The sequence below is a fragment of the Halosimplex halobium genome, from assembly GCF_051414055.1.
Classification (GTDB): domain Archaea; phylum Halobacteriota; class Halobacteria; order Halobacteriales; family Haloarculaceae; genus Halosimplex; species Halosimplex halobium.
In genome coordinates, this window is record NZ_JBLKNX010000030.1 from 24448 (window position 1) to 39541 (window position 15094).

A 15094-nucleotide genomic window follows, 5' to 3' on the forward strand; every position below is an offset into this window, starting at 1 on the left:
CTGGGACGGTATCGGCGCCCGGCGCGCCGCCGTCGCTGCTGACACCCGGGTGGCACCCGCCCTCGCGGAGACTCAAATCCCGGTTTGAGCGTTCGTCGGTTTTTGGGGGCTGTCCGTCGAAGGAGGTGTACGGATGAGCGCACCGCCCGCTACCCTCGCCCTCCGCCGGCGGCTCGGCCGCCTGTTCGCCGACGCCGCCACCGCCGCCGAGCGCCTGGCCTTCTGGGCCGGCGTCGCCCTCCCCTGTGTCCACCTCCCGCTCCTCGCGGTCTTCGGGCTCACGGCCGAGACAACCCCCGTCCTCCTCGCGCTGTGGTCGGCCCACGCCGCGGCGCTGCTCGCCGGCCGCCGCCACCGCCCGGCCGATTCGTAGCAGTCCGCCCGGGCGACGCGGTGGCGTCCCGGCCTGCCGAACGCGGCCACGCCCCGCCCGCTCCCCGGTGTGCGCCGGCGCGGAGCGGTCGATTTATCCCGGCTCCCGGCCCACGTCGAGGTATGAACGTCAAGTCCCGCCACCACCTCCGGGCGGACGCCATCGCCGACATCGAGGACGCCGTCGCCGACACTCTCGGGGTCGAGATCGACGCCGATAGCTACGAGAAAGTCGAGTTCGAGGACAGCGACTGGAACGTCGTCCTCGTCGACGGCGACCCGCTGGTCCTCTACGTCGAGGACGAGGCCGGCGAGGACGAACCCTTTCTCACCGTCCAGGGGGCCAACGCCTACCCGCCCCAGCGCAACGTCGTCACCGTCGACGCCGGCGCCGTCTCGTTCGTCTCCGACGGCGCCGACGTGATGCGTCCCGGCATCGTCTCCGCCGACGACTCCATCGACGCCGGCGACCTGGTCGCCATCAACGAGGAGAGCCACGGCAAGTTCCTCGCCGTCGGCCGCGCCAAGACCGACGGCTCGGACATGGTCGGCGATTCCGGCAAGGTCGTCGAGTCGATCCACCACGTCGGCGACGACCTCTTCGAGTTCTCGGTCTGAGTCCGCGAGCGGTGCGAGCGCTTTTGGTCCAGGTTTTGCGCCCGGGGTGTGCGGTTTCCACCCCGGGCGCAAACGGTGGTCGCGCGAGGATCTGTTCGAGTTCTCGGTCTGAGTCCGCGAGCGGTGCGAGCGGTCTCGAAGCCGGCTACCCGGCGTTCTCGTCGTCCTCGTACTCCTCCTCGTAGCGGGCCATCGCCATCTCGTAGCCCTCCGCGGCGAGTTCGTAGGTCTCGCGCAGGTCCTCGATCGGCGTCTCGGTCGCGTCGACGCGCAGGTCGTCGTAGTAGGGCGCCATCTCGCGGTCCTCGGTCGAGCGGACCACCAGGGCCGCGCTCTGGACGTGCAGTTCCTCGCGCTTGTCGCCGCCGAGTTCGTGACCGGCCGCCAGCGCCTCGATCAGCCGCTTGGCGAGCGGCGTCTCCGGGTCGCTCTCGGGGTCGTCCGGGTCGTCGGCGGCGGTCGCCTCGTAGGCCGTCGCGACCGCCTCGACCACGTCGCCGCCGGTCAGCAGGTTGCCGGCGACGGTGTAGTTGTCGCCCACGACGTCCCCGAACCAGGGCCGACACTCCTCGCCGGAGAAGGCGAACTCGCCGTCGGCGCCGACGCCGTGGAGCTGGCGCTCCTCGCGCCCGTCGTCCGCGTTGAGCAGCGCTTCGAGCGCGTCCTCGACGGCGAGGCCGTCCGCGAGATACTCGACGCCCTTGCGGCCGAGGTCGACGTTGACCAGGCTCTGGGTGGCGACGGCCCCGTGTTCGTTGGCGAACGGACACAGCGTCCCGACACCGGCCAGCCGCGTCGTCACCGCGACCCCGAAGCGGGTCCGGGCCTCGCCAGACTCGTCGGTGTAGGCCTCCCGAACGCAGATGCTGAACGTCACGCTCTCGACGTAGGGAGCGGCGACCGTCAGTGTTTGGACCGCAGCAGTATTGGTTGTCTGAACAGAACGATAGGATCGGTCGTTTCGATGACCGGTACGTTTTTGGGGATGGTACCGGAACGTTCTTCCGCTACTGGGGGAACCAGCGGTGCCGGCGACGGGCCGATACGGGGGCCGTTCGACCGCCCGTCGCGCGATCCGGAGAGTCGAATCGCCCGGTTCGGCCGTCCGAGGGGCCGGTCGTCCGAACGCACACTCTGAAGTTAGTTAAACAGACTTTACAGAAGACATCAAAAGTTAAGGGTTTCCGCCGTATCGACACGGGTGGCTGCACGGGGGTTTACGCTTGAGGGAACGAACGGAGCGTCAGCGGAGGGGTATCGACGCCCGAGCGGACGCGGACGCCGACTCGGTGTGCACCGAATGTGGGGGGCGAGTTCGCGAATCGGAGACGGAGACTGTCTGCGAGGACTGCGGGCTGGTCGCGGCGGAGGACGCCGTCGAGCGGGGTCCGGAGTGGCGCTCGCTCGACGAGGAGACCGACCGCCGCCGGACCGGGGCGCCGCTGACGGAGTCGCGCCACGACCGCGGGCTCTCGACGGAGATCGGCTACGGGACCGGGTCGGAGGTCTCCGGGACCCGCCAGCGACAGCTGGTGCGGATGCGCCGCCAGCACAACCGCGCCCGGGTCGACTCGAAGGCCGAGCGCAACAAGCTCTACGCGTACACGGAGATCCGGCGACTGGTCTCGGCCATGTCGCTGCCAACGTCGGTGCGCGACCAGTCGTGTTCGCTCTTCTCCTCGGCCCAGTCCGAGGACCTGCTGCCGGGCCGGTCGCTGGAGGGGTTCGCCGCCGCGGTCGTCTACGCCACCTGCCGGACCCAGTCCATCGCGCGGACGATGGAGGAGGTCGTCGACGTGGCCCGCGCCGAGCGGAGCGAGCTCAAGACGGCCTACGACGCCTTGAACCGGGAGCTTGGACTGCCGGTGGGACCGGTCAGCCCGACGGAGTACCTCCCGCGGTACGCCTCGGACCTGGACGTGGCCACCGAGGTCGAACGCCGGGCCCGCGAGTACGCCGTCACCCTCGTCGAGTCCGGCCGGATGGGCGGGAAGAACCCCAGCGGCGTCGCGGCGGCCTGTCTCTACAAGGCCGCGACCGAGGCCGGCGTCGACGTGAAACAGACCGAGGCCGCCGAGCTGGCCGACGTGTCGCGGATGACCATCGGGTCGACCGTCGGCGACCTCGAGGACCTGTCGTAGGCGCCGACGCCCGCGAGGACCTGTCGTCGGCGTCGTCGACCACGAGTGCCGACCGTCGGCGAGTCGCTACCCGCCTCTCGACCGTCGCCCGCGCCGGTGCGGGGCGGGCGCGGCCGTGTGTACATTCAAGACGGAAGGCGCGACCAATAGGGGCATGATAGCGATAGCGGGTGCGAAAGGCGGCTGTGGCAAGACGACGACGACGCTCGGGCTCGCGGCGGCGTTCGCCCGGTCGGGCGTCCAGACGCTGGCGGTCGACGCCGACCGCCAGCTGCCGGACCTGCACGTCGTCGCGGGCGTCGAGCGCGAGCCGACCGTCGCCGGGCTGGACCGCCGGACCGGCTGGCACGCCCTCGCCCAGGCGGTGCCCGAGGCCGACGGCGCGCACGTCCTCCCCGGCCAGAAGCCGACGGAGAACGTCGAACTCGACGCCGCGCTGGAGTGGCTCGACGCCGGCGCGACCGAGGTGTTGCTCGACTGTCCGTCGGGGGCCGGTCCGGACGTGGTCGAGGCGGTCGCCGTCGCCGACGGCGTCGTCGTCGTCACGACCGACAGCGAGCAGAGCCTCGACGCCGCCGGGACGACCATCGACATCGCGCGCCGGCTGGACGTGCCCGTCGCCGGCGCGGTGTTCACCCACTGCTCGGCGGTCCCGGAGGCGTTCCACGCCCGCTTCGACGTGCCGGTGCTCGCGGTCGTCCCGGAGTCGGCGTCGCCGCTGGCCGACGACGAGGCCCGCGCCGAGTACGAGCGGGCCGCCGACCGGCTGGGCGCGATGACCGCCGTCGCGCCCGCCGAGGAGCCCGACGCCGGAGACTCCGGGGACGCGCCGGACCGGGGGAGCGAGGACGCGACCGACCGACGGGAGGGGCCGGAGCCGGCCGAACGGGCGACCGACGAGCGGTCGGCCGACGCGTCGAGCGCCACCGGCGGGTCCGCCGAGGGGGCCAGCCGTGACGACACCGCCGACCGGAACGACGGGACCGACCGCGGCGACGGATCGGACGCCACCGGGGGCCACGACCGCGGCGACGCCATCGAGCCCGCCGACGGCCCGAACGGCGGGAGCGGGGACGGCCGGTCGGAGCGGGACGGCGCGGCGGCCGGCGAACCGGGCCGGGCCGGGGGGAGCGAGCGCGGTTCGTCAGCCGACGACGAACCGGCCGCGGGGCTGACTACCCGGGAGACGGACCTGAGCGGGCTGGCGCCCGGGAGCGTCGCGGTCGTCGCGGCCGACCCCGCCAGCCAGTCCGAGCAGTTGCTCTACGGGCTGACCGCCGCCCGCGGGACGCTGTACGTCTCGACCGAGCGGGGGGAACGCGCGGTCCGCGACGCCCTCGACGCGACGGCGGTCCCCGTCGGGAGCCCGACCGTCCGACACGTGACCGACGACGCCGTCGCCGAGACCGAGCGGCTGCTCGGCGAGCTCCCGGACGGGTCGAACGTCGTCGTCGACCCGGCGGCCGCGCTCGAACGCGCCGACCGCGACGCCTACCGGGAGTTCCTCAACGACCTCAAGGAACGGATGCTGGAGACGAACGGCGTCGCGGTCCTGCACTGCCTGGAGCGCCCGGAGCCCCCCGCGAACCGGGCGACGACGGAGCACGTCGCCGACGCGGTGTTCGAGGTCGAGGCGACCGGCGCCGGCGCCGACCCCGTGACCGTTCGGAAGTTCCGCGGCGCCGGCGGTCGCGAGGCGGCCCCCGAAGCACTCGTCGCCGGGGGGTCCGGCGACCCCGCGCCCGGCGACGCCGGCCGCGACGGGCGGGGTGACCGGGCCGGCGGCCGCCGCGCCGACCGGACCCCGATGTCGGCGGGCCGGGGGGCGCCCCTCGACGCGAACGAGTCCGACGACTGACGGCCCCGGACTGTTCTTCTCTCGACTGTTCGCGTGGCGGCCGCCGCGGTACCGACGGCGGCGACCGCGTGGCGTCGGCGGTGAGAAGCGCGGCAGGCGGTGAGACGAGCGGCCGGCGGATGTCGCGCCCTCAGGCGGGTTCGGCGTCCTCGGTGATCTGTCGCTCCCGTTCCTCGATGCGTTCGGTCAGCGTCTCGAGGGCGGCCATCGCGTCGCAGTCGGGGTCGTGGTCGCGCAGCGGCGTCCCGGCCCGGAACGACTCGGCGAGCGGTTCGCGCCGCGGCACGAGCGTCGTCGTCGCGCCGAGTTCGTCCTCGGCGCGGGCGGCGATCTCACGGTCCTCGTCGCTGGTCGCCTTGTTGACGACGACGCCGGCGACCGGCGTGTCGAGCTCGTCGGCGAGGTGGCGCGTCCGGAAGGCGTTGAGCAGCGCCGCGCGGTCGGGCGTCGTCACGAGGACGACCGCGTCGGCGCCGTGGATCTGGTAGCCCACGTCGCGGGCCAGCCCCGCCGGGCAGTCGACGACGACGCGGCCGAACTGCCGGTCGACCAGCTCCAGCGCCTTCGGGAGCTCCGTCAGGTCGGCGGCCCGCGCCCCCGCGAGCGTCCGACCGCAGGGGAGCAGGTCGATCCCGTCGACCGCCTCGACGGCCTCCAGCGGCGCCGCGCGGTCGGCGAGCACGTCGTGCAGGTCGGGCCCGCGCCCGCGGGGCAGGTCCGGGGTCGCCAGGTCCGCGTCGACGGCGACCGCGTCGAGTTCGCGGGCGAGGTTCAGCGAGACGGTCGACTTGCCGACGCCCCCCTTCCCGCCGCAGACCGCCAGGATCATCGGTCCAGGGTGTCGCTGGGCGGCGACCAGTCGTCCAGCGACGCGAGCACCTCCTCCGGGTCGGCCTCGCCGGCCCCGTCGGCGCGGGTCACCGAGACGACCGCGAGCGGCCCGCCGTCCTCGCGGGGCGGCGCCGGCGTCGCGTACCCCACACCCAGCGACTGGTCGGGCTCGACCCGGGCCTCCCACGTCCCGTCGGTCCAGGCCGGCGCCGTCTCGTCGCCGAGCCGCGGCGGCCACACCGGCCCGTCCAGCCGGTTCTCCAGCCGGACGACCTGCGCCGTCCCCCGGTCGTGGGACACGGTCGCCGTGACGAACGTCACCCCGTTTCGCTCGACCGCCGCTCCGATCGCCTCCGCTTCCTGCATACCGTCTTTGGCCGCCCGTTCCCGTATAAAGTTCAACACGACCGACGCCGAGTCCCGACGGTAACGCGTCTCAACGGCCGATTACCTTCGAGCGAACATACCGGTCGCGGGAGCCGGGAACGGGTCGGGTCGCGGTCGATCCGAAACGGGGCGGGTCGCGGGGCCGGACCGCCGCGAGCCGCTCAGTCGTCCGAGAACATCGACGCGAGGCCGCCGTCGTCGTCGGCCCCGGCGGCCGCCGCGTCGTCGCCGTCCGCAGTTCGGTCCGCCCCGTCCGCGTCCGCCACGTCGCTCGCGTCGTCGGGGGCGGGTCGGTCACCGGGCTCGCGCTCGGGTTCGTACTCGTCGAGGCGGTGGAGGCCGGCAGGCGTCCCGAGGACGTAGACGGTGTCGCCCACCTGTAGCGTCTCGTTGTCGGCCGGGAAGGGGATCGGCTCCCCGCCGCGGACGACGACGAGCACGGAGACCGGCAACCAGTCGACGAACTCCCCCTGGAGGGGGTCGCCCTCGTCGACGGTGACCGCGGTGACCGTCTCGTCGGCCTCCCAGACGGTCGCGACGAGCTCGTTCACGTCCTCGGCGGTGTCCGGCCGGGTGACCAGCCGGTAGGCGTCGTCGGGGTCGAACGCGTCGGCGTCGTCCGTGCCGACGGCGACGGTCGCCACGTCGCCGACGCTCGCCCGGAACTTCCCGGTCGCGACGAGCCCCCCGTCGTCGCCGTCGGTCCAGACCTCGACCGGGTCGCCCGTGCTCGCGTCGGGCGGCGGGTCGCCGGCGACGGCGACGGCGACGCTCCCCGGCGGCAGCGACGGCCCGATCCCCGACGGCCGGCCCCCGACCGCCAGCGACGAGACCGTCAGGTCCGGCTCGATCTCTGCGTGGACGTGACCCACGTCGAAGTCCCGCTCCAGCCGGGCGGCGAGCCGCGACGCCAGGTCCGACTCGGAGAGCCGCCGCGGGAACCGCATCCGCCGGCCGGCGAGCGCACGCCTGGTCCCCCCGTCGACCGGCGGGTAACCGTCGATGTCGTCGACGGACTCGGGGAGCTCCAGCTCGACGACGAGTCCGGCCGACTGGACGAGCCGGGCGACCTGCCCGCCGGCGTCGATCCGAGGCACGTCGAACACGTCCGCGGCGAAGTGGTCGCCGATGCGTCGCCCCCCGTCGGCGGCGACGGCGCCGACGGCGAACACGCCAAGCAGGTACGACGCCGTCGCGTAGTGGAGCTTCGGCGTGTCGGCGATGACCGACGCCTGCGTGACGGCGTCGATGTTCAGCGACATCGTGACAAAGGAGAGGCCGACGACGACGCCGACCCCGACCGGGAGCGGGCGGGTGCTGTAGCCGCGATAGAGGAAGGAGACGCCCATCGCGACGACGCTCGCGTACAGCGCGAACCCGAGGATCCGCAGCAGCGCCGTCATCGTCCACTCGGAGGCGAACTGCAGCGGGACGGCGACGGTCACGGCTCCACCTCCGTCCCCGCGCCCGGGGCCGGACCGCGGTCGGTTGCCGTCCCGTCCCCGGCGAGTTCGCGGATGCGGTCGCTCCCCTCGGAGCCGACGACGAACGCCTCGTCGGCGTCCTCGACGGCCACCTCGTCTGGGTCGAACCGCCAGCCCCGGCCGCCCTCGCCGGTCCGGCGGACGCCGACGACCGCCAGGTCGGCGTCGTCGTCGGCCAGCGCCTCGCGGCTCGCCCCGTCCAGCCGGACGTGCCGGACGGCCTGGCCGGCGCGTTCGAGCCGGGAGAACGCCTCGAAGACGTGGCTCGTCCCCCGGGAGACGACCCGGACGGCGGCCCCGTCCTCGCCGAGGACCGCCCGCGCGTCGCTCGTGCGCACCGCGACCGTCACGCGACCGCGGCCGCCGGCGGTCTCGGAGCGTGCCCGCTCGCGCGTCGTCGTCTCGCCGGCGTCCCGGTCGGCCGCCGTCGCGGCCGACGCGTCGGCCTCGTCCCCGTCGGCGTCGGCTCGTACACTGAGCACGTGCCCGTCGACGGCGGCGTCCCCGGCGTCGACGACGACCTCGTCGCCCGGGGCGAGCCCGGTGGGCAACAGCGCCGAGAACGACACCGCGCGCCAGCCGTCGGGCACCCGCTCGGCCAGGTCCCTGGCGGGCGGCGCGGCCGCGACCGAGGCGCGGCCGCGCGCGTCGATCGACACCGCCGCGTCGGCCAGGTCGTGGTCCGTCCGCAGCCGGGCCTCGAGCCGGCGCTCCAGCTCGGCCAGCGGCAGGTCCGCCGGCAGCCGCCAGGCGCCGGTCTCCAGCGTCGCACGCAGCTCCGGCGACAGCGGCGGATACCCCTCGATGTCGCTGATCTCGCCGCTCGCGCGGACCGTCACCTGGCCCGACCCGTCGACGTCCTCGATCGCCGCCGCCGAGAGCGTCCGCCGCGCGCGGGTCGCCTGCGAGAGGTCCCGCGGCAGTTCGGCCGCCAGGCGGCTCCCCTGGCTGTTGGCGTACAGCGCGAGCATCAGCGCGACGAGCGCGGCGATCAGCAGCCGCGGTACCTGTTCGACCGTCGTCCCGACGAGGCCGACGGCGTACCCGTTCCCACCGGCCAGCGGGAGCGCGACCAGCACGGCCGCCGCCCCCGGGACGGTGTACCCACCGTAGTACTCGACCAGGAAGCTCCCCAGCCCCACCGCGAACGCCGGGACGAGCCCGACGAGCAGGCCGAAGGAGATCCCCAGCAGCACTTCGACTGGTAGCGAAGCCATCCTTTGTGTCGTGTGTATCGTCTGTCGCGTGCGTCCGTACGGTTCTGCGGTTGTCGCGTTCGATCGACTGTTCGGTCGTGGTGCGGTCTCAGGGCCGTCGCACCGCCAGCAGGGCGACGGCGGCGACGGCGACCAGGGCGGCGACCGGGCCGAACCCGGGGCCGACCGCGAACGCGCCGCCCGACGACGTGGGCGTCGGCGAGGGGGTCGCCACGGGAGTGGGCGTCGAGGTCGGCGTCGGCGGCGCGGCCGTCGGCGTCGGCACCTGCCACTGGTCGAGCGGGTCCACGTCCGGCCGCTGCCACTGGTGGACGGGGTACTCCTCGGTCGTCGTCCAGATGTTCGCCGCGTCGAAACCCTCGAGGTTCGACAGCGCGTCGTCGCCGGTCAGTTCGTCCGTCGACAGCGCCGTCCCGATGTCGGCGTCGCCGCCGGCCGAACCGTTCACGCCCGCGACGCCCTCGTCCCAGTAGGTCTGGCTGACGATGCTGTCGCCGTTCGTACCGGCGATCCCGCCGAGAGCTCGGCTCCCGTCGACCGCGCTCGCCGCGTAGGACGTGCGGATCGTCCCGCCGTTCGTCCCGACGAGGCCGCCGCCGACCTGGTCGACCTCGACCGTCGCGGTCGCGTAGGAGGCGGTCACGGCGTTGCTGTTGGCGCCGACGAGACCGCCGGCGGTCCGGGTCGCGCCGACCTCACCCGTCGCGTACGACCCGCGGATCGGGCCGCTGCTCGCGCCGACGAGGCCGCCGACGACCTGCGACCCCGCGACCGTCGCATCCGCGTACGAGGCGACGATCTGGCCCTCGTTGACGCCGACGAGACCGCCGACGTTCAACTCCGTTCCCTGCACGGAGCCGGCGGCCGAGGACCCGGTGATCGAGCCCGAGTTGATGCCGGCCAGCGCCCCGATGTTCCTGTCGCCGTTGATCGTCACGTCCCGCAGGGAGACGTTCTGGACCGTGCCCGTGGTCAGACCGAACAGCCCGACGTTGGTCGTCTGCGGCCGGACGATGGTCAGCCCCGAGACCGCGTGGCCGTTGCCGTCGAGCGATCCGCGGAACGGGCGGTTCTGGCCGCCGACCGGGTCGAACCCGTTGCCGGCGTTCCACGTCTCGGTCACGCTCGCGTCGATGTCCGCGCCGAGCGCGTAGTGGGCGTCCAGGTCCTCGTTCATCGCCTGTAACCCTTCGACGCTCGTGACCACGTACGGGTCCTGGGGCGTCCCGCTGCCTTCCATCCCCGAGAGCGACGAGGACGTTGTCTCCCGCTGTTCGCTCGCGGCCGCGAGCCCGACCGTCGGGCCGACGAGCGACACCGCCAGTATCACCAGCAAGATGCCACCCACCACTGTGGACCGCCCGACCCCGTTCGACCGCTTCCGTTCGTTGTCGTTCATCTGTTTAGTTGGTTTCACGTCGTCCGAAGGCCGCTATCGCGAGCAGCGCGACCAGCGCGGCCGCGGCACCGAAGCCGGGACCGTCGCCGCTAGTCGCCGTAGTGTCGCCGTCGTTCGAACCGCTGTCACCGCCGTCCGTCGAGTCACCGTCACTGCCGTCACCGCTCGACCCGGCAGTCGCCGTCGGCGTCGGCGTCTCGACGTCGACGGTGGTCGAGCCGGTCCACTCGGCGTCGCCGGCGGTCACGCGGTGGTCGATCGAGTCGCTATCCTCCGGAGCGGTCGCCTCGAACGTGACCGTCGCCCCGTCGGCTGGCACCTCGACACGCTCCGAACCGACCGAACTGCCGCCGACGCTGTAGGCCACCTCCGTCTCCAGCGGGAGACCGCCGGAGTTTGCCAGCGTCACCGTCACCTCGTAGCCGGCGCCGGCCTCGACCGAGTCGGGGACGGAGACGCTCTCGACGGAGACCGACCCCATCTCGGCGACGGTGAGCGTGCCGGCGCTGGATCCACCGACCGCAAGGTCGTACTCGCCGGCCGATTCGCCGGTGTAGTCGAACCGCACCGTCGTCCCGCCGGCCGGAACGACGACATCCTTCGTCGCGACCGTCTCGCCGCCGGCCGTCAGTTCGACCGTGTGACCCGCCGCGGCGTCGCCGGCGTTCTCGACGGTCGCCTCGACGGTCGTGGTGTTGCCGACCGCGAGCAGACTCTCTGAGAGAGTAGCCGATGCGACACTCGTCTCGGGTTCCTCGACCACGGTGAGGTTCCCGAGGCTGCTGCCGTTGATCGCGACTGGATACGTCCCCATCGGGGGCGCGGAGTAGTTCAGCCGGACCGTCGTCGTCGAGTGACCCGGTACGGTGACGGTCCGCGTCTGTTCGACGGTGCCGTTCACCGACAGCACCACGTCGAAGGTGCCGTCGGCGCCGCCGTCGTTGGTCAGCGTCACGTCGACCGGCGCGGCGGTCTCGGAGCCGACACGGTCGTACCGGAGCGCTCGGCTCTCGATGGAGATGTCCGGCGGCGTGACCACGGAGACAGCCGCACTGTCGGAGTGGCCGGCGACCATGGCGGTTACTTCAGCCATCCCCGTGCCCGAGGTTTCGAGGACGCCCCGGTCGACCGAGAGGAACGACTGGTTGGTGCCGTAGTCGGCGGTTTCGGACACGCGAACCGACCGTCCGTCGGCGAGCGAGACGGAAGCCGTCGCCGTGGTGGTTCGGTCGGTGATCACCTGGTTCGGGATCGACAGCGAGACGCTCTGGACTTCCGTTCTGAGTACCGGATTGCCGTCGGTGACGGCCCAGACGAGCCCGAACTCGAACGACCCCATGGCCGACTGCGCGTCGGCACCGTCCAACTCGTCGGCACTCAGAGCTGTCGTCGACGAATCTCCTCTCTCCCGCCCGACAGCCGTGGAGAGACCGGCCGCAGACTCACTCCAGTAGGCATCGGTGAGCCGTAAGTCGTTGAGGCCGACAAGCCCGCCGACGTTCTCGTCGCCGCTGACCGACCCGGTTGCGTAGCCCCGTGATATAGTCCCACCGTTGCCGCCCGCGAGTCCACCGACATTTTCTTCGCCCTCGACGTTCCCCGTCGCGTACGAGCGGGTGATTTCGCTACCCTCCGCGTTGACCGAGCCCGGTGGACCGCCGACGAGACCACCGACTTCGCTTACACCAGACACAGAGCCACTCGCGGACGACCGCTCGACTCGGCTCGCGGGGATCGATCCGACGAGCCCGCCGACGAATTCGTTGCCGGTGACGTCGACGGAGGCGTGCCCATCCACCAGCGTCGATCCATCCAGCTGACCGACGAGACCGCCAGTCGCGTACTCGCCTGAGACGGACCCGCTCGCGCTGACGTCGGTGACTGACGTGGACTCGAAGGTCCGCCCAGCGAGGACTGCGGTGAAACTCGCGCCCTGCACCGTGGCGTCGACGAAGGAGACGTGTTCGATGGTCGCGCCGTTCGCGAAACCGATCATCGCGGTGTCCCCGCTCGCTGGCCTATCGATCGTCAGTCCCGTTACCGTGTGGTTCTGCCCGTCGAACGAACCGGTGAACGCCCGGTCGCGCGAACCAACCGGGGCGAATCCTTCCCCGAGATTCCAGTCGGCAGTCTCGCTCGCGTCGATATCGTCGCCGAGCACGTAGTGAGCGTCCAGGTCTTCGTTCATCGCCTGCAGCTCCGTCGCGTTGGTGATCCGGTACGGGTCCTCCTGTGTGCCGCTGCCGGCCATCGCGTCGAGGACTGATACCTGTGACTCGACGTCTGTGGCGACCGCTGGAGACACGAAGGTCAGACTGGCCGAAACGACGACAGCGATGATAACCAGTACCGAGACGAATTCCTGGCGTGTTCGATCCCTGGTTTGCGTATCGTGTAGCATCATATTGTAGACGTCTGCGTTCGCGATGTTGCCCTACAGTTGAGGGGTTACTGGCGGCGAGTCCGGTCCCGTGGCCGGTATCGCTGCGATGGTAATTCGGCCGTGGTGGCGATTACTGCACGACCACGACCTCGGGGTTCGCTTTCTCGTCCTTGTAGTTCCCGTCGCCCTGGGTGACGATGTCGAACTTGATCGTGCCCTTGTCCTGATCGGAACGGAAGTCAACGTCACCCGAACTCAGACGATGGGATATCTGCCCGTCTTCCCCGGTCGCGGACCCGCCGTCCATCCGAATCGGCCCGCCATCCACTGTGAGCGTCCCCGAGGTGATCAGCACACGCGCATTGGGAACGGGTTCGCCGTCCTCGGTGATGACGGTAAGTTCGATGCTTAGCGAACTGGAACTACCGAAGTCCGCCAGCGAGTTCGACCGGATCTCCAGCGTCACCTCCTGCTGCGAGTTGAACCCCAGCCCGCCGATCATCTGCATCATGATGGCGAGGCTCGCCACGCCCACGACGAGGGCGATGACGAGCCTGATCGGGAGTCCTTCGATGGCCCGTTCGTCCTGCGACAGCGTCGTTGTGCGCCGCATGCCGGTCTTGGTCCCGTCCTGGTATTTAAACCTTGAAGCGAAGATACAAGTGGGACGGCGTGACAATCGAATGTCGTGACCGGGTCACCATCGGCGGCCGAGTTCGTCATCGGACGGGGGAAGGTGGTGCAGGCGGACGACGACGCGCCCGCGGGCCACCTGGGGACCTACCGGGCCCGCGACGGCTCCAGCGGCGCGCCGCTGCACGTCGACCTCGACGGCCCGCACGCGACGCTGATCGTCGGGAAGCGCGGCTACGGGAAGTCCTACACGCTGGGCGTCCTCGCGGAGGCGCTCGCGCGGGCCGACGGCGTCGCGCCCGTCGTCGCCGACCCGATGGGCGTGTTCCCGACGCTGGGCGAGCCCTCGGAGGGCGAGCCCGTCCCCGCCGAGGTGATCGACGACCCGCGGATCACGGCGACGACGCTGGACCCGCGGTCGTGGTGTGCGCTGCTGGATCTCTCCCCCGAGAGCGGCGCGGGCGGGCTCGTCTGGCAGGCCGCACAGGACGCGTCGACGCTCGCGGACATGCGCGCGAACGTCGAGGCGACCGACGCGCCGGGCGTCGACAGGCGCGCCGCGGTCAACCACCTCGACCTGGCCGACTCGTGGGGGATCTTCGACCCCGAGGGGATGGACGCCGCGGAACTGGGCAGCGGCGCGGTGACGGTCGTCGACGTGTCGGGGCTGGACGCGGCGCCGATGAACGCCGTGGTCCGGGGCATCGGCGAGGCGCTGTACCGCGCCCGCGTGAACGAGGAGATCGCGCGGCTCCCGTGGTACATGATCGACGAGGCCCACACCTTCTTCCAGGGGGTCGGCGAGGCCGCCCTCGAAACTATCCTCACACGCGGGCGCGCACCGGGTGTCAGCCTCGTGCTGGCGACCCAGCGGCCCAGCGCCGTCTCCGAGGTCGCCGTCTCGCAGTCGGACATCGTGGTCTCCCACCGGCTCACCTCCGAGGAGGACCTGGCGGCGCTGGAGGCCGCCCAGCCGACGTACATGTCGAGTTCGCTGGGCGAGCGGCTGCCCACGAGCCCCGGCGAGGTGATCGTCATCGACGACGCGACGGAGACGGTCCACTCGGCGAACGTCCGCCGCCGGGACACTCCCCACGGCGGGGACAGTCCCAACGCCAGCGACGTGACGGTCGACGCCGACGACGGCCGCTCGGCGGCGGACGACGACTGACCGGCCGTCGACGACCGACCCGCCACGGGCGACCGGCCGACCGACGACTGACCGGCCGCCGGTCGCGGGCGCCGCCGGCCCCGCGTCCGGGTCCGGACGGGAGCGGGGCCGACCGGACCGTCCGCGGCGGCGTTGTGGTTTAAATACGATGAGGCGGGCAAGGGAGGTATGACCGACATCGAGCGCCTGGACGAGCGGCTGACGGCGGTCGAGCGGGCGGTCGTCGACGGCGACTACGAGCTGGACGAACTCGCCGAGGTGGCGACGCTCGCAGACGACCTCGACCGGCTGGAGTCCCGCATCGACGACATCGAGGGGCGGCTGGCCGACCTGGAGGCGCGGTCGGAATCGGTCGAGGGGTTCGTCGGGCGGGTCCGCTCGGTCAACGAGGACGTCGAGCAGCAGGCCGACGCGGCCATCGCGGCCGTCGACCGGCTCGAACGCCGCGTCGACGACCTCGAAGCGCTCACGGAGGGGGCGACCCCCGGCGGCGAGGCCGGTGGGGCGCGCGGTTCGACGGGCGAGGGGCGTGGCCTCGCCGGCCCGGCGGACCCCGAACGGTCCGTCGACCGCGTGGTCGGCGGCGAGCGCCGCGCCGCC

The 15094-nt window shown here is 72.2% G+C and carries 14 protein-coding genes; 6 read left to right on the forward strand and 8 right to left on the reverse strand.

The window, feature by feature from the left end; translation table 11 throughout:
- Positions 1-133: 133 nt before the first annotated feature.
- Complete coding sequence (locus ACMGFG_RS22915; protein ID WP_436932608.1) at positions 134-373, forward strand: DUF8028 family protein; 240 nt, start codon at positions 134-136, stop codon at positions 371-373.
- Positions 374-495: 122 nt separating this feature from the next.
- Entirely contained in the window at positions 496-990 is a 495-nt protein-coding gene (locus ACMGFG_RS22920; protein ID WP_436932609.1) for an RNA-binding protein, read from the forward strand.
- A 145-nt stretch (positions 991-1135) separates the two neighbouring features.
- Here ACMGFG_RS22920 and ACMGFG_RS22925 read toward each other — a convergent pair whose 3' ends face one another.
- The gene (locus tag ACMGFG_RS22925; protein WP_436932610.1) at positions 1136-1867 is read right to left on the reverse strand and encodes a DUF1028 domain-containing protein; all 732 of its coding nucleotides are present in this window, start codon (positions 1865-1867) and stop codon (positions 1136-1138) included.
- Positions 1868-2279: 412 nt separating this feature from the next.
- Here ACMGFG_RS22925 and ACMGFG_RS22930 point away from each other — a divergent pair, with 412 nt between their 5' ends.
- The gene (locus ACMGFG_RS22930; RefSeq protein WP_436932611.1) at positions 2280-3131 is read left to right on the forward strand and encodes a transcription initiation factor IIB; all 852 of its coding nucleotides are present in this window, start codon (positions 2280-2282) and stop codon (positions 3129-3131) included.
- Positions 3132-3285: 154 nt separating this feature from the next.
- Positions 3286-4989: a DUF7125 family protein gene (locus ACMGFG_RS22935; RefSeq protein ID WP_436932612.1), complete on the forward strand. Its 1704-nt coding sequence runs from the start codon at positions 3286-3288 to the stop codon at positions 4987-4989.
- A 130-nt stretch (positions 4990-5119) separates the two neighbouring features.
- Here ACMGFG_RS22935 and ACMGFG_RS22940 read toward each other — a convergent pair whose 3' ends face one another.
- The 7 genes from ACMGFG_RS22940 to ACMGFG_RS22970 form a co-directional block, all read right to left on the reverse strand.
- Positions 5120-5818 (reverse strand): MinD/ParA family ATP-binding protein, encoded by a 699-nt coding sequence (locus ACMGFG_RS22940; protein ID WP_436932613.1) that lies wholly within the window; start codon positions 5816-5818, stop codon positions 5120-5122.
- Positions 5815-6186, reverse strand: a complete 372-nt coding sequence (locus ACMGFG_RS22945) for a DUF7857 domain-containing protein (RefSeq protein ID WP_436932614.1) — start codon at positions 6184-6186, stop codon at positions 5815-5817. The genes ACMGFG_RS22940 and ACMGFG_RS22945 overlap by 4 nt, the downstream gene beginning before the upstream one ends.
- A gap of 182 nt (positions 6187-6368) precedes the next feature.
- Positions 6369-7652 (reverse strand): cation:proton antiporter regulatory subunit, encoded by a 1284-nt coding sequence (locus ACMGFG_RS22950; protein ID WP_436932615.1) that lies wholly within the window; start codon positions 7650-7652, stop codon positions 6369-6371.
- Complete coding sequence (locus ACMGFG_RS22955; protein ID WP_436932616.1) at positions 7649-8908, reverse strand: DUF8167 domain-containing protein; 1260 nt, start codon at positions 8906-8908, stop codon at positions 7649-7651. The genes ACMGFG_RS22950 and ACMGFG_RS22955 overlap by 4 nt, the downstream gene beginning before the upstream one ends.
- 88 nt (positions 8909-8996) lie before the next feature.
- Entirely contained in the window at positions 8997-10307 is a 1311-nt protein-coding gene (locus ACMGFG_RS22960) for a PGF-CTERM sorting domain-containing protein (protein ID WP_436932617.1), read from the reverse strand.
- A gap of 4 nt (positions 10308-10311) precedes the next feature.
- Positions 10312-12612 (reverse strand): CARDB domain-containing protein, encoded by a 2301-nt coding sequence (locus tag ACMGFG_RS22965; RefSeq protein WP_436932618.1) that lies wholly within the window; start codon positions 12610-12612, stop codon positions 10312-10314.
- Between the two features lie 208 nt (positions 12613-12820).
- On the reverse strand, positions 12821-13303 hold the full coding sequence (locus ACMGFG_RS22970; RefSeq protein ID WP_436932619.1) for a hypothetical protein: 483 nt from the start codon (positions 13301-13303) through the stop codon (positions 12821-12823).
- Positions 13304-13378: 75 nt separating this feature from the next.
- Here ACMGFG_RS22970 and ACMGFG_RS22975 point away from each other — a divergent pair, with 75 nt between their 5' ends.
- Positions 13379-14494: an ATP-binding protein gene (locus tag ACMGFG_RS22975; protein WP_436932620.1), complete on the forward strand. Its 1116-nt coding sequence runs from the start codon at positions 13379-13381 to the stop codon at positions 14492-14494.
- Positions 14495-14662: 168 nt separating this feature from the next.
- Positions 14663-15094, forward strand: a 432-nt coding sequence (locus ACMGFG_RS22980; RefSeq protein WP_436932621.1) for a DUF7310 family coiled-coil domain-containing protein, incomplete at its 3' end; no start/stop codon positions are given.